Origin of the sequence: Nocardiopsis sp. LDBS0036 (assembly GCF_041228755.1) — a bacterium.
Lineage (GTDB): Bacteria > Actinomycetota > Actinomycetes > Streptosporangiales > Streptosporangiaceae > Nocardiopsis > Nocardiopsis dassonvillei.
In genome coordinates this window covers 630,192-653,345 of record NZ_CP141103.1, presented here as the reverse complement: position 1 = coordinate 653,345, position 23,154 = coordinate 630,192, and the positions used below count along the sequence as shown (strand labels likewise).

The 23,154-nt window shown below is 74.7% G+C and carries 12 protein-coding genes; 6 read left to right on the top strand and 6 right to left on the bottom strand.

The genetic code is table 11. The annotated features are described in order from the left end of the window. Positions 1-100: 100 nt before the first annotated feature. Entirely contained in the window at positions 101-511 is a 411-nt protein-coding gene (locus tag UIS43_RS02545; protein WP_013152804.1) for a RidA family protein, read from the bottom strand. Positions 512-594: 83 nt separating this feature from the next. Here UIS43_RS02545 and UIS43_RS02540 point away from each other — a divergent pair, with 83 nt between their 5' ends. Beyond that, complete coding sequence (locus UIS43_RS02540; RefSeq protein WP_013152803.1) at positions 595-978, top strand: helix-turn-helix domain-containing protein; 384 nt, start codon at positions 595-597, stop codon at positions 976-978. 133 nt (positions 979-1,111) lie between these two features. On the opposite strand, the gene UIS43_RS02535 is transcribed toward UIS43_RS02540, so the two are convergent. The 5 genes from UIS43_RS02535 to UIS43_RS02515 are packed head-to-tail and all read right to left on the bottom strand — an operon-like array spanning position 1,112 to position 6,954. Then, on the bottom strand, positions 1,112-1,858 hold the full coding sequence (locus UIS43_RS02535) for a LuxR C-terminal-related transcriptional regulator (protein ID WP_013152802.1): 747 nt from the start codon (positions 1,856-1,858) through the stop codon (positions 1,112-1,114). Between the two features lie 55 nt (positions 1,859-1,913). Next, the gene (gene pabB, locus UIS43_RS02530; protein WP_370012326.1) at positions 1,914-4,070 is read right to left on the bottom strand and encodes an aminodeoxychorismate synthase component I; all 2,157 of its coding nucleotides are present in this window, start codon (positions 4,068-4,070) and stop codon (positions 1,914-1,916) included. A gap of 24 nt (positions 4,071-4,094) precedes the next feature. Further along, entirely contained in the window at positions 4,095-5,642 is a 1,548-nt protein-coding gene (locus UIS43_RS02525; protein WP_232051655.1) for an AMP-binding protein, read from the bottom strand. Beyond that, a complete protein-coding gene (locus UIS43_RS02520; RefSeq protein ID WP_071621967.1) occupies positions 5,636-6,199 on the bottom strand; it encodes a hypothetical protein in 564 nt (187 codons plus the stop codon). Before UIS43_RS02520 ends, UIS43_RS02525 begins: the two co-directional genes overlap by 7 nt. After that, on the bottom strand, positions 6,178-6,954 hold the full coding sequence (locus UIS43_RS02515; protein ID WP_370012324.1) for a Phenylacetic acid catabolic protein: 777 nt from the start codon (positions 6,952-6,954) through the stop codon (positions 6,178-6,180). Before UIS43_RS02515 ends, UIS43_RS02520 begins: the two co-directional genes overlap by 22 nt. An 884-nt stretch (positions 6,955-7,838) precedes the next feature. Here UIS43_RS02515 and UIS43_RS02510 point away from each other — a divergent pair. Genes UIS43_RS02510 through UIS43_RS02490 form a run of 5 tightly spaced genes read left to right on the top strand, consistent with a single transcriptional unit; the run spans position 7,839 to position 23,127 of the window. Then, positions 7,839-14,615 carry an amino acid adenylation domain-containing protein gene (locus UIS43_RS02510; protein ID WP_370012322.1) on the top strand — a complete coding sequence of 2,259 codons (6,777 nt, stop codon included), beginning with the start codon at positions 7,839-7,841 and terminating at the stop codon, positions 14,613-14,615. Further along, positions 14,612-20,125 (top strand): amino acid adenylation domain-containing protein, encoded by a 5,514-nt coding sequence (locus tag UIS43_RS02505; RefSeq protein ID WP_370012320.1) that lies wholly within the window; start codon positions 14,612-14,614, stop codon positions 20,123-20,125. Before UIS43_RS02510 ends, UIS43_RS02505 begins: the two co-directional genes overlap by 4 nt. Further along, positions 20,122-21,225 (top strand): NAD(P)H-binding protein, encoded by a 1,104-nt coding sequence (locus UIS43_RS02500; RefSeq protein WP_370012319.1) that lies wholly within the window; start codon positions 20,122-20,124, stop codon positions 21,223-21,225. Before UIS43_RS02505 ends, UIS43_RS02500 begins: the two co-directional genes overlap by 4 nt. Further along, positions 21,222-22,355 carry a Gfo/Idh/MocA family oxidoreductase gene (locus UIS43_RS02495; RefSeq protein ID WP_370012317.1) on the top strand — a complete coding sequence of 378 codons (1,134 nt, stop codon included), beginning with the start codon at positions 21,222-21,224 and terminating at the stop codon, positions 22,353-22,355. Before UIS43_RS02500 ends, UIS43_RS02495 begins: the two co-directional genes overlap by 4 nt. Then, positions 22,342-23,127, top strand: coding sequence for a thioesterase II family protein (locus tag UIS43_RS02490; protein WP_071621962.1), 786 nt, complete (start codon positions 22,342-22,344; stop codon positions 23,125-23,127). The genes UIS43_RS02495 and UIS43_RS02490 overlap by 14 nt, the downstream gene beginning before the upstream one ends. Positions 23,128-23,154: the final 27 nt, after the last annotated feature.

Here is a 23,154-nt window from a genome sequence, read left to right as displayed (position 1 = left end):
CGCGGGTCGCGCCCCCGTGCCGCGAACCGGCGACCGCCCCCTTCCCACCCGGCGGGCGGAGGACGTGGCGTCCTCCGCCCGCCGCGCCCGGTGGCGGTCGTCAGTCGAGGAGGGCCGTCGCCTCGACCTCGACGAGCACGTCGGGTTCGAAGAGGTAGTCCACGCCGATGAGCGACGAGGGCGGCAGCGGCGTCGGCAGACCGATCTCCTCGGCCACCTCGGCGACCCCCGCCATGAAGGCGTCGATCTTGCCGGGCTCCCACGCCGTGACGTAGAAGGTCAGCCGCAGGACGTCGTCGAACGTCGCTCCCGCCCCGGCCAGGCCCGCCGCGGTGTTGCGCAGCACCTGGGCCACCTGCCCGGCGAGGTCGCCCGGGGCCACCGGGGTCGCGTCGGCGCGGCGGGCGACCTGTCCGCTGACGTGCACGTGGCGCGTACCGGTGCCGACCGCGACGTGGTGGTACGGGGTGGGCTGCATCATGCCCTCGGGGGTGAAACGCTGAACGGCCATCGCCTGTGTCCTCGCTACTGGTACCGACTTGGTCTAACGTTGATACCTGGTATCAAAAGGAAACTTCAACGAAACCAGGTGTCATGACGGATACCGGGCAGGCAGCCCACGACGACATCGGCATCACCGCGCCGCACCGCGAGCTCCTCAACCAGATCCTGGACAAGTGGTCGATGGAGGTGCTCAACGTGCTCTGCGAGCGCCCCTCGCGCTTCAACGAACTGCGCCGCGCGATCCCCTCGGTGACCCAGAAGTCGCTCACCGCGACCCTGCGCCGCCTCGAACGCAACGGCATCGTGCACCGCGCGGTGGTCGGCTCGCGGCCGGTCGCCGTCGAGTACCGGATCACCCCGCTGGGCAAGACGCTCCGGCACCCGGTGGACGTGCTGCTCGACTGGATCTCGGCGCACACGCCCGAGATCGAGCGGGCACGCGAGCGCTTCGACCTCGAACAGGACGGCGGCTGACACCCGGGGCGGCCGGTGCCGGAAGGGCACGCCGCCGGGGCGGGTGCGGACGCGCGCGGGACGGTACCGCCCGTGCCGCCGCGCCTCGACGGGCCGGGCCCGGGGCGGCGCCGGTACGGGACCCGGGGACGCCTCAGTTCCCCCGCGCCAGGTGGTCGAGTCCGCACGCCGTCCCGCTCATCGCCTTGACCACGGCCATGGTCCGGTTGGTGCAGTCGAGCTTGGTCAGGACCTGCGCGACGTTGCGTTTGGCCCCGTGCAGGGAGATCCGCAGCTGGGCGGCGATCTCCTTGTTCTCCAGCCCGCGCGCCATGAGGGCCAGCGTCTGGCGTTCGCGTTCGGTCAGGCGGGTGGCCGGGCCCGGCACGCCGTGCAGGCGCCGCCCGTGGGCGGCGGCCCGGTCGACCAGACCGGGGGAAAGGTAGACGCGGCCCCGTTCGAGCTGCCAGAAGGCGAAGTGCAGGTCGGCCGGGGACAGCTCGTCCACCGAGACCAGGGCGTCCGTGCCGGTCTCGTTGAGCGGGCACCCCGGTGAACGGTCGGACGCCGACAGCACGGACAGGTGTTTGCCCCGTGCCCCCCGGGCCGCCTCGCGCAGGGCCGCCGTGTCCTCGGCGCCGGACCGGCGGACGTGGAAGACGAAGTCCCATCCGCGCCGGCCCAGGTGCGCGATGGCCTCGGCGGGACAGTCGAAGTGGGCCAGGACGCCCGCGGTGCAGTCCATGGAGCGCAGCGCGCGCAGGGTGGCCTCGGTACTGGGCGAGTCGGGCCCGACCACCATGGTCTCGTGCTCGCGGTCGCACAGGGGGATCAGGGGCGGGCCGTTCTCCGGGGCGCAGGGAACGGGAAGCTGGTCGACGTGCTCATGGGTGGAGGTCATAACGGCTCCTCGTGCTTGCCGGTCGGATGGGAGGGCGGGGCGGGAACGCTGGCCGTCACCGCGCGGTGTCGCGGCTCGCGCGCGACGGCCGCGGGGAGGGTCCGGGTTCGGAGTCGGCCGGCCCGGTCTCGTCCGCCCGGGTTCCGCACAGTCCGGCCCGGGCCTTGAGGACCATCTCCTGGAACTCGGCTTCGGGGTCGGAGTCCAGGACGATGGCGCCCCCCGCTCCCACGATCATCCGGCCGTCGGCGACCACCGCCGTGCGGATGACGATGTTCAGGTCGGCCGCCCCACTCAGGGCGAAGTACCCCAGCGAGCCCGAGTAAACTCCGCGGGCCCGTCCCTCCAGGCGTTCGATGATCTCCATCGTGCGGAGTTTGGGGGCGCCGGTCATCGATCCGCCGGGGAAGCAGGCGCGTGCCGCCCCGACGGCCCCCACCCCCGGCCTGAGCCTGCCCTCGACCGTGCTGACGAGCTGGTGCACGGAGGTGTAGGACTCGACCTGCATGTAGCGGGGGACGCTCACCCCGCCCACCTCGCACACGCGTCCCAGGTCATTGCGGACCAGGTCCACGATCATGAGGTTCTCCGCGCGCGTCTTGGGGTCCCGCGCCAGGGACGCGCGCAGCCGGGCGTCGGCGGCCGGATCGGGGTGGCGCGGCGCGGTCCCCTTCATCGGCTTGGACTCGGCGGTGCCGTCCTCGCCCACCCGCAGGAAGCGCTCCGGTGACGAGCACAGCACGCTCGCGGGCCCCGCGCGGAGGAAGGCCCCGTAGGGGGCCGGATTGGCCCGGCGCATCCGCAGGTAGGTCTCCAACGGGTCGCCCGAGCAGGGGAGGCTGACCTCGTTGGTCAGGCAGATCTCGTAGCTCTCCCCCGCCCTGAGCTCCTCCAGGCAGGAGTGCACGTCCGCCAGGTACCCCGCGCGCCGACGCCTCAGGAACGGCGTCGGCTCCACCGGGTCCGGGGCCGCGGGGGCGGGCCGGGAGTGCCGCACGCCTCCCTCCGCCAGCGCCTGGACGCTGTCCAGCCACTGGTCGGCCGCCTCCACCGAGGCGGGCAGGTCGCGGCAGGAGGCCAGCAGCCAGGTGGCGCCGTCCCGGTGGTCGACGGCCACGGTCCTGGTGGCCGACATCCACAGCGCGTCCGGGGTGTGCGCGGTGTGGCGGTTGGGGGACCCGCAGTCCGCCTTGGCCTCGTAGCCCATGTAGCCCACGTAACCGCCGTTGAAGTCGAAGGGCAGCTCGCGCGGGGAGGGGGTGCGCGCGGCGGACAGGCGCGCCTCCAGCAGGTCGAAGACCGACCCCTCCTCGGTGTGCCTCGGGGCGCCCTCCCCGTCGCCGACGCGCAGGCGGCCCGCACCGGCGTCGTAGGTCAGGACCTCGGCGTCCGGCCCCGACGGCGCCCCGAGGAAGGAGAAGCGGGAGAACCCCTCGACCAGGCGGCTGCTGTCGAGCCAGTAGGCGTACGGCAGGTCCGCGAACAGGAGGCGGAAGAGGTACTCGGCCTCCGGCGCGCGCTCCAGCCGCCGCCACCGCAGCAGCCAGGGCGTCCGGGGGCGGGTCTCCGGGGAGGGCGCGCGCCGCACCGCGGGGTCGGCGGCCCTCCCCTTCCCGAGCGCCGATCCGCCGCGCGCCGTGGGGCGGGCCAGTGAGAAGAAGTTCCCCACCAGCCGGGCGCCGTGCTCGGTGGCGACCGACTCCGGGTGGAACTGCACCCCCCACCACGCGCGCCGGGGGTCGCTGACGCCCATGACGACGCCGTCCTCGGTCCGGGCGTCCACGTCGAGGTGCTCCTTGACCCCGTCCGGCAGGCACAGGGAGTGGTAGCGCACCGCCGGGAACCCCTGGGGGAGGCCGGTGAACAGGTTGCGGCCGTTGTGCAGGACGCGCTCGACCGCGCCGTGCCTGGGCCGGGGCGAGGGGACGACGGGGCTGCCCGCCAGCCAGCCGAGGGCCTGGTGGCCCAGGCACACGCCGAGCACGGGCGCGCGTGTGCGGGTCAGGAACGCGGAGGCGTGTCCGAGGTCGGAGGGCCGGTCCGGGCGCCCCGGGCCGGGTGAGACCACCACGGCGTCGGGGTCGGGACCGGAGCCCAGGAGCCGCGGGTCGTCGTTGCGGCACACCTCGGGTTCGACCCCGGTCGTGGCCGCTATCAGCTGGAAGAGGTTGTAGGTGTAGGAGTCGTAGTTGTCGATGAGCAACGTGTGCATGGCTCTCCGAGCCGTTCTCACTGCTTACGGGAGTGGGGCGGGGCCCGCCGGCGGCGAGCCGGGGGCGCTCCGCGCGGGGTCGTGCCGGGAGGCGGCCGCCAGGGAGGCCCGGAGCTGGAACCGGCGGAGTTTGCCCGTGGGCGTCCTCGGCAGGTCGGGCACCAGGCGCACGCTCCGAGGCACCTTGTAGGGGGCGACCCGTCCGCGCAGACCGTCGATGAGTTCGCTCTCCAGCGTCTCGGCGGAGTCCGCGGAGGAGGCCGGGACCACGAAGGCGTGCAGGCGGGTGGCCCCCCGCTCGTCGGGCAGGCTGGTCACCGCCGCCTCCCGCACCCGGGGGTCGGACCGCAGCAGGTCCTCCACCTCCACGGGCGAGAAGGTGATGCCGCCGACCATCTCCAGGTCGTCGGTCCGGCCCCGGTGCACCAGGTCCCCGGACGGGAGCGCGGTCACCAGGTCGCCTGTGCGCAGCCAGCCGTCCTCGGGCAGGGTCCGCCGCGTGTCCTCGGGGAGGTTGAGGTAGCCCTGCATCAGGGTGGGCCCCGTGACGTGGAGTTCGCCGGTGCCGCCCGGGGCCACGGGGGCGCCGTCGCGGTCCAGCACCCGGACGCGGAACCCGGGCAGGACGCGGCCCACGGTGCCGGGCACGTCGCGCGAGACGGTGTTGGAGCAGAAGCCGTGCCCGGCCTCGGTCGATCCCAGCTGTTCCAGGAGGGGCACTCCGAGCAGGCCGCGCGCCCGCTCCCCCAGGTCGGGCGCCAGCCGCTCCCCCGCCGACACGGCCAGGCGCAGGCTGGCGAGGTCGGCGGGCGAGGCCTCGCGCACCAGGTTGGCGTAGAAGGAGGGCACCCCGTAGAGCAGGGTGACACCGTGCCGCGCCACCAGGCCGGCGACCTCGGCGGCCCCGGGCCGCCCGGCGGTGTACACCGCGGCCGAGCCCGACAGCAGCGGGAAGACGAAGGCGTTGCCGAAGCCGTAGGCGAAGAACATCTTCGACACCGACAGGGTCACGTCCGTCGGCCCCACGTCCGCCACGGGACGCCCCACCAGTTCCATGTACGAGGCGGGGTCGGCGCACCGGTGCACGACCCCCTTGGGCTGTCCGGTGGTCCCGGAGGTGTACTGCACGTACAGCGGGGCGTCCGGGCCCGTCGGCACGGGAGGGGCGGGGGCGCGGGTCGCGCCCTCCGCCAGGAGGGCGGCGCCGGTGAGCGCGGGCGCGTCCGGGAACCGCTCGTGCAGGTGTTCCTCGGCCAGGACGAGCACGGGAGCGCAGTCCGAGGCCATGTAGCGGTGTTCGCGCCCGGACAGGTCGGGGTTGACCGTGACCGCCACGGCCCCGATCCGCGCGCAGGCGAGGAAGGACACCACCCACGCCGCACCGTCCGGCAGGGCCAGCAGCACGTGGTCGCCCGGTCCGACCCCGCGCCCGGCCAGGACCGCGGCGCAGCGGGCGGCGGTCGCGTGCACCTGGCCGTGCGTCCAGACCGCGCCGTCCTCCAGGCAGGCGGGGCGGTCGCGCCATCCGCGCTCCCCGCACAGGCGGGACAGGTCGTGGGCGAGGTTCAACACGTGCGCGCCCGGGTGTGCGCGGCCTCGGGCCCGGGCGCGGCGAACAGCGCACGCGTCCCGGGGCCGCGGTAGGCGGTGGCCACGAGCGCGCCGTCCACACGGCCCAGCGGCCACCAACCGCCCGCCAACAGGGATTCCAGGCCCTCCCGGTCGGGGTCGCCGCACAGGGCGGGCCCCACCAGTCGGCAGGCGAGCCAGAGCAGGGCGCCGGAGACGGCGTGGGCGTCCACGTCCTCGTCGTCCGCGGGGTCCAGACAGGGCGTGCACAGGAGCATGGTCATGTGCAGTGCCAGTTCCAGGTCGGCGCCGCGTCCGGCGTCGAGCAGACGAGTCCGGGCGCGGTCGCTGCGTCCCTCCACACCGGCGACCCACGCGGGGTCGACCCGGTCCGCCAGGCTCAGCGCCTCCGCCAGGCCGACCGCCCGGGCCCTCCCGGCGACGGGGACCGCCCTACCCCCGCACAGGCCGCGGAGCAGCGCACCGACCCGGGGGCCGCCCGCGCCCAGCAGGGCTTCGGTGTCCTCGGGGGGACGGTTCAGTTCATAGAGCCGTTCCATGTCTGCTTCACCTCGGGAAAGACCAGGTTCAGATCGTCCTCGACGATGGACCGGGCGCGCTCGGAGAAGATCCGCCGGCACTCGTCGTTGGTCAGCCGCTTGATCCCCCAGCGGCGGAACCGTGCGTTGTTGGGCGAGTCGCTGCGCCCGAAGAAGGTCATCGTGACCGGGACCATGCCGTCCACGACGCGCTGCATCTCCCCGCGCCGGGCGGGGTCACGGGCCAGCCTGCGCGAGCCGTCACGCCCGAAGCGCACGTGGAAGCGCTCCTCGGGCATCAGGGAGACGCACAGGTCGCGCAGCGGCCGGTAGGAGCAGGAGCACAGGTCCTCCATCAGGACGATCTCGGCGAGGTCGATCAGCGCCTTGGACAGGACGTACTCCGGCCAACTGGACAGCTCCTCCTCGAACACCGTCAGGGGCGGACGCGTGTAGGGGTCCTCCAGGGAGAGCGCGGCGGCCAGTTTGTTGAACTGCAGGTGGTGGCCGTACTCCTCCATCGCCATCCGGCAGGCCAGCCACTTGTCCTTGGCGGTGGGCGCGTGCGCGATGGAGGGCTCGTCGAACGCGGCCGCTCCGGCCCTCTCGTTGCGCACGTGGCTGTTGATGATCTTTCCGAGGCACTCGACGTATTCGTCTCCGAGCGCGAATGCCTCCTCGGGCCCCCCGATCTCACCGGGCTCTGGGACCGGAGGTTTTTCTCTATATGAGGAAATGATCGCAGGCACCTCCCTGGTGCACTCTGGGTCGACCATAATTCAATATATGAAGACTCTGTTCAGGCGCAAGTGCCCATATGGCTACCAAGGTTTGCATAAATTAGGCATGCCTTCCCTTGCTTCTCGTCCGCCGTTTGCCCGGAACTATAGGATTGGCCCTTCCGTTTCACTTCTTTGGGTCGCTTTCCCTACTCTGAGTGACGAAAAGGAAAGCGGTTTCGCCCATCCCACCGGAACGGCCCCGCCGATCGCGGCACCGCCGTCGGGCGCCCGCCCCGGGGGTCGCCGCGCAGGTCATCGCACCCGCGGACGCGTCCGCCGCGGCTCCGGCGGCTCAGCACGCGGACCCCGGCGCCGTCACCGCGGTTCCCTGTTCCGTAAGGGATGCGGTCCACGATGACGGACCGGCGCGAAGGGGTTGACCCGCTCACGGCCACCCCGCCCCGGGCGTCGGCGCGGCCCCGGGGCCCGGCGGGGCCCACGCGGGGCGGACCGGCGCACGGAAACATCCGCGACCGGTTCCACGCCCGTGCGCCCCGCCCCGGCGAAGCACACGGAAAAGGGTTCTCCACGTCGGTCGAAAGCCCTCTGAGCAGGGTCGCTCCTGCGCCGGTCGGCACAGGCCGGAGCCCGCCCGGCAGGAGGCACCGGCGACCGGCTCGAGGCCCCTGAATGGTTAAGGCCAAGCATGGCGGTGTTTTCTCTCCGGGCCTCCGGGTAACCGGATTAGGGGGTTGAAGACCCACTCCGCACTTGGCACGATTGGCGATGTGTTAAACAGCGAACGAGACGCGGACACGCTTTGTGTCCTCGTCCAGGGTAAACGGCACGGAATTGGAAGTGTCGAGGCCGGGATCGGCAGAAGCATTTCCCTGTCGCCCTCTCGGGTCCGTGTCCTGCAACCCTTCCACGGCGGTCCCGTGTACGTCCTCGTGGAGGACGACGGGCACGGCGGCGACCACCGGTCGGCCGCCCGCCGGGTGCGCGCGGCCACCGCCGACGCCTACGGGTTCGTCCCCGACGGTGTGGTCGTGCTGCCGCGCGGCGCGGTCGCGGACCGCGACGACGCGGAGGCGCCGGTGCCCGCGCGGATACTGCACTCCGCGCTGGACGGGGCCCTCCACACGGACTTCCTGCCGGTCGCCGCGACCGGCGCACCCGCCCCCGGGGCCCGCGCGCCGGTGCCGCCCGCCCCATCCCGACCGGTGGACGTCGAGGAGGTGCGCGAGACGGTGGCCGCGCTGCTGGGCCGCCCCCTCTCCGAGGTCGGGCCCGAGGACGATCTCATCGGTCTGGGCATCGACTCACTGCGCACGATGCAGTTCGCCAACGACCAGAGGGCGAAGGGGTTCGGCGTACGGTTCCCCGACCTCTTCGCCCGCCCCACCGTGCGCGCGTGGACCGAACTGCTCGCGCTCTCGCCCGGCACGGGCTCCCCGGACGGAGCCGGACCGGCCGCGGCCGAGGGCGAACCCTTCCCCCTGACGCCCGTGCAGCACGCCTACTGGATCGGACGCCGCGACGACCAGGTCCTCGGCGGCGTCGCCTGCCACTTCTACGTCGAACTCGACGGCCGCGGACTGCGCCCCCGGCGCCTGGAGAGGGCGTTGCGCGCGCTGATCCAGCGGCACCCCGCACTGCGCACGGCCTACACCGACGACGGCGGGCAACGGGTCCTCCCCGAGCCCCGCGTGGAGCCGCTGGAGACCGACGACCTGCGCCACCTCGACCAGGCGGAGGCCGACCGGCGCCTGGAGGAGCGCAGGGAGCGCCTCTCCCACCGCCTTTTGGACATCGCCTCCGGGCAGGTGCTCGCAGCCTGCCTCTCCCTGCTGCCGGACGGCGGGCACCGGCTGCACCTGAACTTCGAGCTGCTGGCCACCGACGTCCAGAGCATCCGCATCGCTCTCGTCGAACTCGCGGAGCTCTACCGCAGCCCCCGGGACGAGCTGCCCCCGCTCGGCACGGACTTCGCGAGCTACCTCGCCGCGCGGGAGAGCCGCCGGGCCCCCTCCCGTGACGCGCACCGCGACTACTGGGCGTCGCGGGTACCCGAACTGCCCGGTCCGCCGCAGCTGCCGCTGGCGGCCGACCCCGCCCGGGCGGGTGTTCCGCGTTTCGAGCGGCGCGAGCACCGGCTCGGCCCCGAGCGCCGGGAACGGCTGGCCGGACTCGCCCGTGCGCACGGGGCCACGGTGCCGATGGTCCTGGCCGCCGCTTTCGCCGAGGTGGTCGGCGCGTGGAGCGCCACACCCCGCTTCCTGCTCAACCTGCCCCTGTTCGACCGCGAGGCCCTGGACGGGGCGGGGGCGGGTATCGAGGGGGTCGTGGCCGACTTCACCAACCTCGTCCTGGTGGCGTTCGACCTCACCGGCACCGCCTCCTTCGCCGACCGGGTGGCCGCCGCCCAGGCGTGTCTGCGCGAGCACGTCGCCCACTCCGACTACAGCGGTGTGGAGGTGCTGCGCGACCTGACCCGGCGGGGCGGGCCGCCCGCCCCCGCTCCCGTGGTGTTCACCAGCGCCGTCGGCATGGGCGAGCTGATCGAACCGCGGGTCCGCGAGGTCCTGGGCGAGACGGGGTGGATGATCTCCCAGACGCCGCAGGTGTGGTTGGACCACCAGGTGGTGGAGCGCGACGGCGGTCTGGCCCTGGTGTGGGACGCGGTGTCGGGCCTGTTCCCCGAGGGCGTGCTGGACGCGATGTTCGACGCCTACGGCCGCGTGCTCGAACAGGTCCTGGCGGGCGACTGGTCGATACCGGTGGTCGCCGTACCGACACGGGACCACCTGGCGGTGAGGACGCGGGTCAACGAGGCCGCCATGGCCGCCTCTCCGCTGACGGACGGTGTCGCCGCCGGTGCGGGCCTGTTGCACGGCGGTTTCTTCGCGTGGGCCGAACGCGAACCCGACCGCGTCGCCGTGGTCTGGGACGGGGGCCGGTGGACCTACGCCGAACTGGCCGAACGCGCCCTGCGCACCGCCGCCCACCTGAGCGAGCGGGGCGCCCGCCCCGGCGACACGGTCGCGGTGAGCCTGCCCAAGGGCCCCGACCAGGTCGCGGCGGTCCTGGGCGTCCTCGCCGCAGGCTGCGCCTACGTACCGGTGGGGGTGGACCAACCCGCCCTGCGCCGCGAACGCATGCTCCGCCGCGCCGACGCCGCACTGGTCCTGGACGACCTGGAACCGGTGTCGAAGACGCGGCCGTGGGACGGCCCGACCGAGGTCCCCCCGGAGGCGTCGGCGTACGTGATCTTCACTTCGGGGTCCACGGGTGAGCCCAAGGGTGTGGAGGTGACCCACCGGGCGGCGGTGAACACCGTGACCGACGTGTGCGCACGCTTCGGCATCGGCCCCGACGACCGCGTCCTCGCCGTCTCGGCACTGGACTTCGACCTGTCCGTCTTCGACGTGTTCGGCCTCCTCGGCGTCGGCGGCGCGGTGGTCGTACCCGAAGAGGAGCAGCGGCGGGACGCCGCCGCCTGGTGCGGGGCCGTCAGCCGACACGGCGTGACGGTCTGGAACACCGTCCCCGTGCTCGCCCAGATGCTCGTGGAAGCGGCCACCGGCGCACCGGAGTCCCTGGCGGGGCTGAGGGTGGTCATGGTCTCCGGTGACTGGGTGCCCCTGGACCTGCCCGGGCAGGTCACGCGGGCGGCTCCGGACTGTCGTTTCGTGGCGATGGGCGGGGCCACCGAAGCCGCGATCTGGTCCAACTACGAGGAAGTCGGGGAGCTCGACCCGGACTGGCCCTCGATCCCCTACGGCCGCCCCCTGTCCGGCCAGTGCTTCCGGGTCGTGGGACCCGACGGCCGTGACCGCCCCGACTGGGTACCCGGTGAACTGTGGATCGGCGGCGCGGGCGTGGCCGTGGGCTACCGGGGCGACCCCGCCACGACGGCCGCCCGCTTCGTCACCGACGAGCGGGGAGTGCGCTGGTACCGCACCGGCGACCAGGGACGCTACCGGCCCGACGGCCGCCTGGAGTTCCTGGGCCGCGACGACCACCAGATCAAGATCCGGGGCCACCGGCTCGAACTCGGAGAGGTCGAGGCCGCCGCACGCGCCCACCCCCGCATCACCTCGGCCGCCGTGGTGGTCTCCCCCGCACCCTCACCCCGCCTGGTCGCGTTCGTGACGGTGACCGGAGGAGGCACGGCACCGGAGGCCCTGCGGGACTTCCTCGCCGAGCGGCTGCCCGAGCACGCCGTCCCCGCCCACGTGGTGACGGTGCCCCGGATCCCGCTCAACGCCAACGGCAAGGTCGACCGGGCCGCGTTGACGGCCCTGGCCGGAGAACAGGTCGGACGAACCGCCGCGACCGGCGCACCGCCCGAGGGCCCGACCGAACGGGCGGTGGCCGACATCTGGGCCGACCTGCTCGGCCTGGACACCGTCAACCGCGACGACAACTTCTTCACGCTCGGCGGGGACAGCCTCCTCGCCACCCGCATGATCGTCCGCCTCAACGACCGGGGGCTGCGCGGAGCGGACCTGGGCCTGCTGTTCTCCGCCGGTTCGCTGCGGGAGTTCGCCCGGGGGCTGCGGGACGGGACCGGTGAAGCGGGCTTCAGCGCTCCGGTCGCACGCCCCGAGGAGCGCCACGAACCGTTCCCGCTGACCTCGGTGCAGCAGGCGTACCGGATCGGCCGCGGCGACGACTTCGCACTCGGCGGGGTCGACTGCCACTTCTACACCGAGTACGACGGTGCCGACATCGACCTCGCACGGCTGGAGGAGGCCTGGAACCTGCTCATCCTGCGTCACGACATGCTGCGGGCCGTGCTCACCCCGGACGGACGCCAACGCGTCCTCCCCGAGGTGCCCCGGTTCGCCGTCCCGGTCACCGACGCCTCGGACGAGGACGCCGGTCAGGCCCTGGCGGACCTGCGCGCGGCCATGTCCCACCAGCTCATCGACCCGCACACCTGGCCGCTGTTCGACCTGCGCGCGGTGCGCTACGGCGGCGGAAGGGTCCGTCTGGGCCTGAGCATCGACGCGCTCACCGTGGACGCGCTCAGCGCGATGATCCTCCTGGGCGAGCTGGACCGCCTCTACGCCGACCCGAAGGCCCGGTTGGCACCGCTCGGGCTCACCTTCCGCGACTACGTGCTGGGCGTGCACCCGTCCCCGGAACGACGGGAACGCGCCGAACGCCACTGGGCCGCCCGGGTCCGCGCCCTGCCCGGTCCGCCGGAGCTGCCGCTGGCGACCGACCCCTCGCTCGTGCGGGCCCCGCGATTCGAGCGGCGCGAGCAGTGGCTGGACACCCGCGAACGGGAGGCCCTGCTCGCCGCGGCCCGGGCCCACGGGGTCACCGCCTCGGCCGTGCTGGCCACGGCGTTCTGCGAGACGCTCGGCGCCTGGAGCGCGAACCCGCACCTGACGATCAACCTCACCCTGTTCGACCGCCGCGACGTCCACCCCGACGTCGGGTCCCTGGTCGGCGACTTCACCTCCCTGCTCCTGGCGGGCTACCAGCCCGAACCGGAGGACAGCTGGGCCGAGCGCGTCACGCGCCTGCACCGCCGGATGGGACAGGACCTGGACCACAGCGAGGTCACCGCCCGGTGGGTCCTGTCCGAACTGGCCCGCCACCGGGGCTCCCTGGACGTGTCGATGCCCGTGGTCTTCACCAGCACGATAGGCGCGACCGGAACGGGCGACGCGGCCGTACGCCCCTCCTTCGCCGAGCCGGTCTGGGGTGTGTCGCAGACGCCGCAGGTGTGGCTGGACCACCAGGTGGTGGAGCGCGACGGCGGTCTGGCCCTGGTGTGGGACGCGGTGTCGGGCCTGTTCCCCGAGGGCGTGCTGGACGCGATGTTCGACGCCTACGGCCGCGTGCTGCGCCAACTGCTGGACGGCGACTGGACGCGGCGTCCGGTGCACACTCCCCCGCCGGAGCAGCTCCTCACGCGCGAGCGGGTGAACCGGATCGCGGCCGACACCCCGGTGCGTCCGGCTTCGGACCTGTTGCACGGCGGTTTCTTCGCGTGGGCCGAACGCGAACCCGACCGCGTCGCCGTGGTCTGGGACGGGGGCCGGTGGACCTACGCCGAACTGGCCGAACGCGCCCTGCGCACCGCCGCCCACCTGAACGAACACGGCGCCCGCCCCGGCGACACGGTCGCGGTGAGCCTGCCCAAGGGCCCCGACCAGGTCGCGGCGGTCCTGGGCGTCCTCGCCGCAGGCTGCGCCTACGTACCGGTGGGGGTGGACCAACCCGCCCTGCGCCGCGAACGCATGCTCCGCCGCGCCGACGCCGCGCTGGTCCTGGACGACCTGGGCCCCGCCCTGGCGGCGAAGCCCTGGAAGCGACCGGCCCGGGTCGGGGCGGACGCGTCCGCCTACGTGATCTTCACCTCCGGCTCGACGGGCGAACCGAAGGGTGTGGAGGTGACCCACCGGGCGGCGGTGAACACCGTGACCGACGTGTGCGCACGCTTCGGCATCGGCCCCGACGACCGCGTCCTCGCCGTCTCGGCACTGGACTTCGACCTGTCCGTCTTCGACGTGTTCGGCCTCCTCGGCGTCGGCGGCGCGGTGGTCGTACCCGAAGAGGAGCAGCGGCGGGACGCCGCAGCCTGGTGCGGGGCCGTCAGCCGACACGGCGTGACGGTCTGGAACACCGTGCCGGTCCTCGCCCAGATGCTGACGGAGACGGCGGCCGGTGTCCCGGAGTCCCTGGCGGGGCTGCGCGTGGTCATGGTCTCCGGTGACTGGGTGCCCCTGGACCTGCCCCGGAGCATCGAGGACCTGGCCCCCGGTTGCCGTTTCGTGGCGATGGGCGGGGCGACCGAGGCCGCGATCTGGTCCAACTACGAGGAAGTCGGGGAGCTCGACCCGGACTGGCCCTCGATCCCCTACGGCCGCCCCCTGTCCGGCCAGTGCTTCCGGGTCGTGGGACCCGACGGCCGTGACCGACCCGACTGGGTACCCGGCGAGCTGTGGATCGGCGGCGCGGGCGTGGCCGTGGGCTACCGGGGCGACCCCGCCACCACGGCCGCCCGCTTCGTCACCGACGAGCGGGGAGTGCGCTGGTACCGCACCGGCGACCAGGGACGCTACCGGCCCGACGGACGACTGGAGTTCCTGGGCCGCGACGACCACCAGATCAAGATCCGGGGCCACCGGCTCGAACTCGGAGAGGTCGAGGCCGCCGCACGCGCCCACCCCCGCATCACCTCGGCCGCGGTGGTGGTCTCCCCCGCACCCTCACCCCGCCTGGTCGCGTTCGTGACCGCCGTGGAGGGCCGGGAGGCTCCGGACTCGCTGCGGGACTTCCTCGCCGAACGGCTGCCCGAACACGCCGTCCCCGCCCACGTGGTGACGGTGCCCCGGATGCCGCTCAACGCCAACGGCAAGGTCGACCGGGCAGCCCTGACGACCCTGGCCGGACAGCGGGCCGGGAACGACGCCGCCGCGGGCGCACCGCCCGAGGGCCCGACCGAACGGGCGGTGGCCGACATCTGGGCCGACCTGCTCGGCCTGGACACCGTCAACCGCGACGACGACTTCGTCGCGCTGGGCGGGGACAGCCTCCTCGCCACCCGCATGACCGAGGCCCTGCGCCGCCGCTTCGGCGCCGAACTGCCCCTGCGCCGCGTCTTCGAGGCGCCCACGGTCCGGGCGCTGGCCGCCCTGCTGGACCGCGGCCCGTCCTCAGCCGACCACGAGTTCGAGGAAGGAACCCTATGACTTCCGACAACGGAGGCCACGCACAGCTCCTCGCCGAGCTCCACGACCTCGGGGTCCACCTGTGGGTGGAGGACGGACGGCTGCGCTTCCGCGCGCCCCGGGGGGTCCTGGACCCGGCTCTGCGCGAGCGCCTGAGCGCGCGGAGGGAAGGACTGATCGCCCGCCTCCAGGAGGCCTCGGCCGCGGTCCACCACGACGCGGAGGGCCGCCACGACCCCTTCCCGCTGACCGACGTCCAGTCCTCCTACCTCCTGGGCCGGGGAGGGGCGTTCGACTACGGCGGCTCCCCCTGCCAGGTCTACGCCGAGATGCCCGTGCGCGACCTTCGCCCCGACCGCCTCCAAGGGGCGTGGAACGCGCTGGTGCGCCGCCACGACATGCTCAGGGCCGTCGTGGACCCCGAAGGCCACCAGCGGGTGCGGCCCGAGGTCCCCGAGTACACCGTGGCCGTGGAGGACGCGCGCGGGCGGCCCCCGCAGGAGGTGAGCGCGCTCCGCCTGCGCGTCCGGGAGCAGATGGACCACCGCGTCTACGAGCCGGGCACGTGGCCGATGTTCGACGTGCGCGTCACCCGGGCCGACGACGGCGACCTCCTGCACGTCTCCATCGACTTCCTCACCGCCGACTACGCCAGCGTGCGCGTCCTGGTGCGCGAACTCGACCTCCTGCACCGCGACCCGGGGGCCGAACTGCCGGAGCTCGGCATCACCTTCCGCGACCACCTGCTGGCCGAGCACCGCCTGCGCGAGGGGCCCGTGTACGAACGCGACCGCGCCTACTGGGCGCGGCGCGTGGACAGCCTCCCCCCGGGACCGGAGCTCCCCGTGCTTCCCGGGGCCGCCCGCGGTGCGCCGGGCCGGTTCGACCGGTGGGAGACCGGGCTGGACCCCGACGCCTGGCGGGACCTCCAGGAACAGGCCCGGGCACGCGGCATCACCCCGTCCACCGCCGTCCTCGCGGCGTTCTCCGAGGTCGTCGGGGCCTGGAGCGCCGCACCGGCCTTCTGCCTCAACCTCACCCTGCTCAACCGCAACGCCCACCACCCCGACGTGGACCGCCTGGTCGGCGACTTCACCTCCGTGAACCTGCTGGAGCTGCACACCGACTCCGCCGGTTCCTTCACCGGGCGCGCCCGTGCCGCGCAGGAGCAGCTCCTGACCGACCTCGAACACCGCTCCTTCAGCGGTGTCGAGGTCATCCGCGAGACGGCCCGCACACGCGGCCCCGGCGCCTCCCTCATGCCGGTCGTCTTCACCAGCACCGTCGGGATGGAGGAGGCGGAGCAGCGGGAACCGGGGACCCTCGGCACCCCGACCTACGGGCGCAGCCAGACCCCCCAGGTGTGGATCGACGCCCAGGCCGTCGCCGAGGAGGGCCGCCTGTCGGCGCGGTGGGACGTGCGCCGGGGAGTGCTGCGCGAGGGTGTCGTGGAGGCCATGTTCGCCGCCTTCGACGGTCTCCTGGGCCGCCTGGCCGAGGGAGGGGCCTGGGACGAGGCCGCGCCGGTGGCGCTGCCCGCGGACCAGGCCCGGACCAGGCGCGCCGCCAACGACACCGCCGCTCCCCTGCCCGAGGGGCTACTGCACGAGGACGCCGTCGCCGCCGCCCGGGCCCACCCCGAGCGCCCGGCCCTGGTGTGCGGAACGCGCGTCCTGACCCACGGCGAGGTCCTGTCCCGGGCCGTCCGCCTGGCCGACCGGCTGCGGCGGGAGGGGCTGCGCCGCGGGGACGTCGTCGCCGTGGTCATGGACAAGGGCTGGGAGGAGGTCGTGGCCGTCCTCGCCGTCCTCCTGGCCGGAGGCGCCTACCTTCCCGTGGACGCCCGGCAGCCCGCGGCCCGCCGCGGGCTCCTGCTGGGCGACGCCGGGGCGGGCCTCGTCCTGGCCCAGCCGTGGACGGCCGACGGAGCCGCGGCCGGTACCGGCGCCCGGGTCCTGACCGTGGACGACGACGGTGCGGACTCCGTCCCGGAGCCGTCGGACGTGCCGGACCCGACCGGCGCGGGCCCGGACGACCTGGCCTACGTCATCTACACCTCGGGCTCCACCGGAAGGCCCAAGGGCGTGATGGTCTCCCACCGGGCCGCCCTCAACACGCTGCACGACGTGCGCGGGCGCTTCGGCGTCACGGCCGACGACCGCGGCATCGCCCTGGCCTCCCTCGGCTTCGACCTGTCGGTCTTCGACGTCTTCGGGCTCCTCGGCGCCGGAGCCTGCCTCGTCCTGCCCGACGCCGACCGGCGGGGGGACCCCTCCCACTGGGCCGAGCTGGTCGAGCGCCACGGCGTCACCGTCTGGAACTCCGTGCCCGCCCAGATGCAGATGCTGGAGGACCACCTCGCCTCCGGAGGCGGCCGGGACGTCGGCAGCCTGCGGCTGGCCATGCTCAGCGGGGACTGGATCCCCGTCGCCCTGCCCGACCGGATCCGCCGCCGGGCGCCCGGCCTGCGGGTGGTCTCCCTCGGCGGGGCCACCGAGGCGGCCGTGTGGTCCATCGCCTTCCCCGTCGACGAGGTCGACCCCGCCTGGGCCTCCATCCCCTACGGGAGGCCGCTGGCCAACCAGACCTTCCACGTCCTCGACCACGCCCTGCGCGACCGCCCCGACCACGTGCCGGGCGAGCTGTACATCGGCGGGGCGGGACTGGCGTCGGGCTACCTGGGCGACCCGGAACGGACCGCGGACAGGTTCGTGACCCGCCCCGGGAGCGGGGAGCGCCTCTACCGCACCGGCGACCTGGGCCGCTACCGCGGCGACGGCACGATCGAGTTCCTGGGCAGGAGCGACCGCCAGGTCAAGGTGCGCGGCCACCGCATCGAACCCGGGGAGGTCGAGGCCGCCCTCATGGAGGCCCCGGAGGTCGGCGCGGCCGTCGTGCTCCCCGTCGGGGACAGCCCGCTGACCCGCAGGCTCGCCGCCTTCGTCCAGCCCGCCCCGCTTCCCGGCGCGGTCCGCCCCGACCTCGGCGCCGAGCGCGCGCGGGCGCACGCCCGCGCCTCCGCGGCCGTCGGTGACGTCGACCCGGAGGAGACCGCCGCGTTCATGTCCCGGCTGGACGACGCCTGCCGCCGGGGCATGCTGCACGCCTTGGCGTCCCAGGGGGTCCTCGCCGACCCCGGGCGCGGGCACACACTGGACGAGATCGCGGACGCCACCGCCGCCGCGCCCCGCCACCACCGGCTGCTGCGCCGCTGGCTGCTGGCGCTCGAACGCGACGGACTGCTGCGCAGGGAGGGCGACCTGCTCAGCGCCGCCCTCCCGTTCGACCCCGGTGCGCGGGACCGCGCCTGGACGCACGCGATGCGGCTCCAGCGCGAGGACGCCTACCCCCGGCTGCTCCTGGACTACTTCCGCCAGAGCCTGCTGCGGCTGCCCGAACTGCTGCGCGACGACACCGACCCGCTGCCCCTGCTGTTCCCCGAGGGGCGTGTGGACGTCTCCCACGCCGCCTACCGCGACAACGTCATCAGCCGCTACGTCAACGCCGCCGCCGTGGAGAGCGTGGTCGGCGCGGCCTCGGCCTTCGGCCCCGACCGGCCCTGCCGCGTGCTGGAGGTCGGCGCGGGCGTGGGCGGCACCAGCAGCGAGCTGATCCCGCGCCTGGCCGACGCCCACGTCAGGTACACCTTCACCGACGTCTCCCAGTTCTTCCTCAACGAGGCCCGGGCCCGCCACGGCGACCTGCCGTGGGTGGACTACGGGCTGTTCGACATCAACCGGGAGCCGAGGGAGCAGGGCCTGGCGCCCAACAGCCACGACGTCGTGGTCGCCGCCAACGTGCTGCACAACTCGCGCGACGCCGGGCAGGTGCTGGAACGCCTCGCGGGCCTGCTCGCTCCCGGTGGGCGGCTCGTGTTCATCGAGACCACCCGGGAGAACCTCCAGATCATGACCTCGATGGAGTTCATGATGCCCGAGGACGACCCGCGGGAGTGGGACTACCGGGACGAGCGCCGGGGCACCGACCAGACCTTCCTGTCCGTCGCGCAGTGGAGCAGGCTGCTCGCGGAGTCGGGCGCGGACGCCACGACGGTGCTGCCCGGCCCGGACGACCCCGCCGACTCCCTGGGCCAGCACGTCTTCACCGCCGTGTACAAGAGCGACCGGGCGCACCCGCGCCCCGCCGAACTGGGCGCGCGGCTGGCCGCCGCGCTGCCCGCCCACATGGTGCCCGCGAGCGTGACCGTGCTGGACTCCCTGCCGCTGACCTCCAACGGCAAGGTCGACGCCGAACGCCTCGCGGGGGCGCTGCCCGGGGCCTCCGGCGGCGGCGGAGACGCCGCCGAGGAGCCCCGCGAAGGCCTGGAGGAGCGGATCGCGCGAGTCTGGCTCGACCTGCTGCCGGTCTCCCGTGTGGGCCGCAACGAGGACTTCTACCAGCTGGGCGGGGACTCCCTGCTCATCGCCCAGGTCGCCGGGCGGATGCGCGAGAGCGTCCCCGAGGTCGGGGCCCACTACTACGACACCGTCCTGCGGACCCTGCTCAACCACCCCACCGTCTCCGGGTTCGCCGCGGCCCTGGGGGAGGACGCCGGGACGGCCGCGCCCGCCGGGTCCGGACGGCGCTCCCCCGGGTTCTCACTGGTGGGCACGGGCGGATCCGGCGCGGAGGCCACCCGCGTCCTGGTCCACGACGGCACGGGCACGCTCAACCCCTACCGGTCGCTGTCGCCCCTGCTGGCCGCGGACGGCCCGCTCCTGGGGATCGCGCTGGACGGCGGCCGGATCGACGACGACCCCCCGGAGGGGCACATCGACCGGTTGGCCGCCGACTACGCCGAGTCCCTGCTCCGCGAGGGGGGCCGCTTCCACGTGGTCGGCTACTGCATGGGCGGGCTGCTGGCGACCGAGGTCGCGCGCAACCTCACCGAGGCCGGGGCCGACGTGGCCAGCCTGAGCATCATCAGCAGCTACCGGCTGCCCCACGAGGTCCGCGACGAGCTCGTCCTGGAGTTCGTCTTCGCCCGGGTGCTGGGCGCCGACACCGCCAAGCTGGGCTACCCCGACGACGCGGTGCTCGCCCGGGCCTTCGACGCCGTCCTGGCGCGGACGCCGGGACGGGTGCCCGAGGGCGCGCTGGCCCGGCTCCCCGAGGAGGAGGGCCTGGCCGACGCGGCGCGGGCGTTCCGGGCCCTCGCGGACAAGGGGGCCGCGGCCCGTTTCCAGACGATGGCCGAAGCGGTGGGTCCGGGGCTCGCGGGCGAGGACGTCGCGGCGCTGTACCCCGTGTACCGCCACAGCATGGCCGCGGTGGCGGCGCACCGGCCCCAGCCCTACGCGGGCGACGCCGTGTTCCTGCGGGAGGCCTCCGACACCAGGTTCCTGCCCTGGTTGCGCCAGGACATGACGCGGTTCTGGCGGGACCTGTGCCTGGGCGAGCTGACGGTGCAGGACGTGCCCGGGGACCACTTCTCCTGCCTGCGCGAGCCGCACGTGGACACGACCGCGCGGCTCCTCCTCACGGCGGGCCGACGCGCGCCGCACGGCACGGGACGGAGGGGGCCGCGATGACCCGCGTGGGCGTACTCGGCGCCGCGGGGGCGGTCGGTTCCGCGCTGCTGGCGCGGCTGGCCGGTACCGGGGCGCGCCTGACGGCGGGCGTACGCGACCCCGGCCGCCTGTCCGGCCCTCCCCCCGGGGCGGCCGTGCGCGTGGTCGACGCCGAGGACCCCGCGGGGCTGGCGGAGTTCTGCTCCTCCCACGACGTGGTGGTCAACTGCGCGGGCCCCTCCGCGCTCCTGGGGGACCGGGTCCTGCGGGCCGCGGCCGCGGCCGGCGCCCACTACGTGTCGGTGGGGGACGACGGACGCGACCACCTCTCCCCCGCGGGACCGGACGACCCCGGCCCGGCGCCGGGCCGCTGCGCCCTGCTGGGGGCGGGCCTGCTGCCGGGGCTGAGCACACTGCTGCCCCGCGTGCTGGCCGACGGCTTCGACCGGGTGACGGACATGACGGTCCACTCCGGCGGCCTGGAGCGCTTCACCCCGGCGGCCGCGCGCGACTACGTCGCGGGGCTGGCCTCCGGCGCGGACCGCTCGCTGGCGGCCTGGCGCGGCGGCCGCCGTGTCGCGGGCGCCCTGCGGCCCGAGGCGGACGCGCGGCTGCCCTTCCTGCCCCGGCCCGTGTCCCTGCACCCCTTCCTGAGCCCCGAGGCCGAGCGCCTGGCACGCGCCCTGTCCCTGGAGCGCCTGGACTGGTGGCACGTCTTCGAGGGGACGCGCACCACCGACGCGCTCGCCGGGACGCGGGGCCGGGGTGTCACCGACCCCGACGCCCTGGCGGACCTGCTCGTGCGCGCCTCCGGCCTGGAGGTGTTCGGCCGCACCCAGTACCAGGCGCTGGTGCTGCGGGCCGGGGGCCGGATCGGCGGCCGTGAGCGCACCCGGGTCCTCGCGCTCACCGGCGCGGGTCCGGCCCTGAGCGCCGAGGCCGCGGCCCTGGCGGTGCGGTTCGCGGCCGGGGGCGGGGCGGCGGACGGAACGCACTGGGCGGGCGAGGCGCTGCCGACCGCCGGGGTCCTCGACGGCCTGCGAAACGCGCCCGGAGTCGCGTTCCTGCGCCTCACCGACGACGATGACGCGCACTCCGGAGTCGAGGAGGGGGTCCTGTGACGGGCACCGGAGACGGGCGCGGCGAGACCGTCGTGTGCGGGACCGGCTTCGGCCGCGTCTACCTCGCCGCCCTGCGCGACCACCCCGACCTGCGCCTGGCCGGGGTCCTGGCCCGGGGCAGCGCGAGGTCGGCGGAGTGCGCCCGCGCGGCCGGGGTCCCCCTGTACACCTCCGTCGACGACCTGCCCGCGAGCGTGCGCTTCGCCTGCGTCGCCGTCTACGCCGGAGTCAACGGCGGACCGGGCAGCGAGCTGGCCCGCGCCCTGCTGCGCCGGGGGGTGCACGTGATCCAGGAGGGCCCGCTGCACCACGACGAACTCGCGGCCACCCTGGGCGCGGCCCGCGAGGGCGGGGCGGCCTACCGCGTCAGCACCCACTACGACCGGGTCGCCCCGGTGCGCCGCTTCCTGGACGGGGTGCGCGCGCTGCGTTCGCTCCAGCCGCTGCGCTACGTCGAGGTCGTCTGCGGCCTCCAGGTGCTCTACCACGCCCTGGACATCGTCGGCGCGGCCGTGGGCCGGTGGCGGCCCTGGTCCTTCGCCGCCGCGACCGGCGCGGACGCCACCGGTGCGGGCGGGCCGTTCCGCACGGTCGAGGGCGCGGTCGGCGGGGTCCCGGTGGCCCTGCGGGTGCAGAACCAGCTCAACCCCGCCGACCCCGACAACCACGCCCACGTCCTCCTGCGCGTGACCGCGGGGGCCGACGGCGGCCACCTGCTGCTCGCCAACGCCCACGGCCCGGTCCTGTGGAGCCCCCGGCCGCACTTCCCCCGCTCCGGCCGGGAGCTGGCCGACTACGGCGACGCCGAGGCCGCGCATCTGGACCTGCCCAGCGTCCAGCCGTGGGGACCCGCCTCGGCGCCCGGGTACCGGGAGATCCTCACGGGGCTCTGGCCGCGGGCCGCCGCGCTGGGGCTGGCGGAGCTGAGCCGGGCGGCCGACACCGCCGAGGACCCCCTGCGCCGCGGGCAGTACCACCTGACCCTGTCCCGGGTCTGGCAGGAGGCCTCCGGCCCCCTGGGCCGGCCGGAGCCGCTGCACGAACCCGAACCGGTGCCGCTCTCCCTGGAGGAGCTGCGCGCACGCGTGCCGTCCGAGGCCGAGGAGGAACACCGCCGTGTCCGTACCTGAGGCGACCGCGGCCGGTCTGCGCCGTCTGGGCGCTCCGGCCGCGCCCGGCGCCGTCTCGGTGGTGTGCTTCCCGCACGCCGGCGGGACCGCCGGTTTCTTCCGCCCCTGGGCCAGGCTGGTGCCGGACCGGGCCGTGCTGCACGCCGTGCAGTACCCCGGGCGCCAGGACCGCATCGCCCATCCCCCGGCCCGCGACATGGACGGGCTGGTACGGCCGCTGGCCGAGGCGCTGGCCCCGGCCGCCGGCCCCGACCTGGTGCTCTTCGGGCACAGCATGGGGGCCGCCGTCGCCTACGAGGTCGCGCGTGCGCTGGAGGCGCGCACCGGTCGCGCGCTGGGGTCCCTGGTCGTGTCCGGCCGCCCCTCGCCCCGGACGCAGCGCGACACCGCCGTCTCCGCCGGAGGGGAGGCCGCCGTGCTGGAGGACGTGCGCAGGCTCGGCGGCACCGACCCGGCGCTGTTCGGCGACGAGCAGGTGCGCGACCTGGTCCTGCCCTCCATCCGGGCCGACTACGCGCTCATCGAGGGGTACCGCCCGCGCCCCGGGCCGCCGCTGGCCACGCCGGTCCTGGCCGTCCGGGGCACCGGGGACCCGGAGGTGACCGCGGAGGAGGCGCGGGACTGGGCCGCGGTCACCCACGGGGAGTTCCGCTCGGCGGAGTTCCCCGGCGGGCACTTCTACCTCATCGACCGGCCGGGGGACGTCGTCGGGGCGCTGCTCGCGCAGGTAGGCCTGGCCCCGGCCGACGACCCCTGGCCCTCCACGCCCTGAGAACCGTGACGAGAACGCCGAGAAAAG

Bases quoted from the DNA above. Each gene is read 5' to 3' on its own strand.
- UIS43_RS02500 (WP_370012319.1), top strand. From the start codon at position 20,122: ATGACCCGCGTGGGCGTACTCGGCGCCGCGGGGGCGGTCGGTTCCGCG.
- UIS43_RS02520 (WP_071621967.1), bottom strand. From the start codon at position 6,199: ATGGAACGGCTCTATGAACTGAACCGTCCCCCCGAGGACACCGAAGCC.
- UIS43_RS02540 (WP_013152803.1), top strand. From the start codon at position 595: ATGACGGATACCGGGCAGGCAGCCCACGACGACATCGGCATCACCGCG.
- pabB (WP_370012326.1), bottom strand. From the start codon at position 4,070: ATGCACACGTTGCTCATCGACAACTACGACTCCTACACCTACAACCTC.
- UIS43_RS02545 (WP_013152804.1), bottom strand. From the start codon at position 511: ATGGCCGTTCAGCGTTTCACCCCCGAGGGCATGATGCAGCCCACCCCG.
- UIS43_RS02535 (WP_013152802.1), bottom strand. From the start codon at position 1,858: ATGACCTCCACCCATGAGCACGTCGACCAGCTTCCCGTTCCCTGCGCC.
- UIS43_RS02515 (WP_370012324.1), bottom strand. From the start codon at position 6,954: ATGGTCGACCCAGAGTGCACCAGGGAGGTGCCTGCGATCATTTCCTCA.
- UIS43_RS02505 (WP_370012320.1), top strand. From the start codon at position 14,612: ATGACTTCCGACAACGGAGGCCACGCACAGCTCCTCGCCGAGCTCCAC.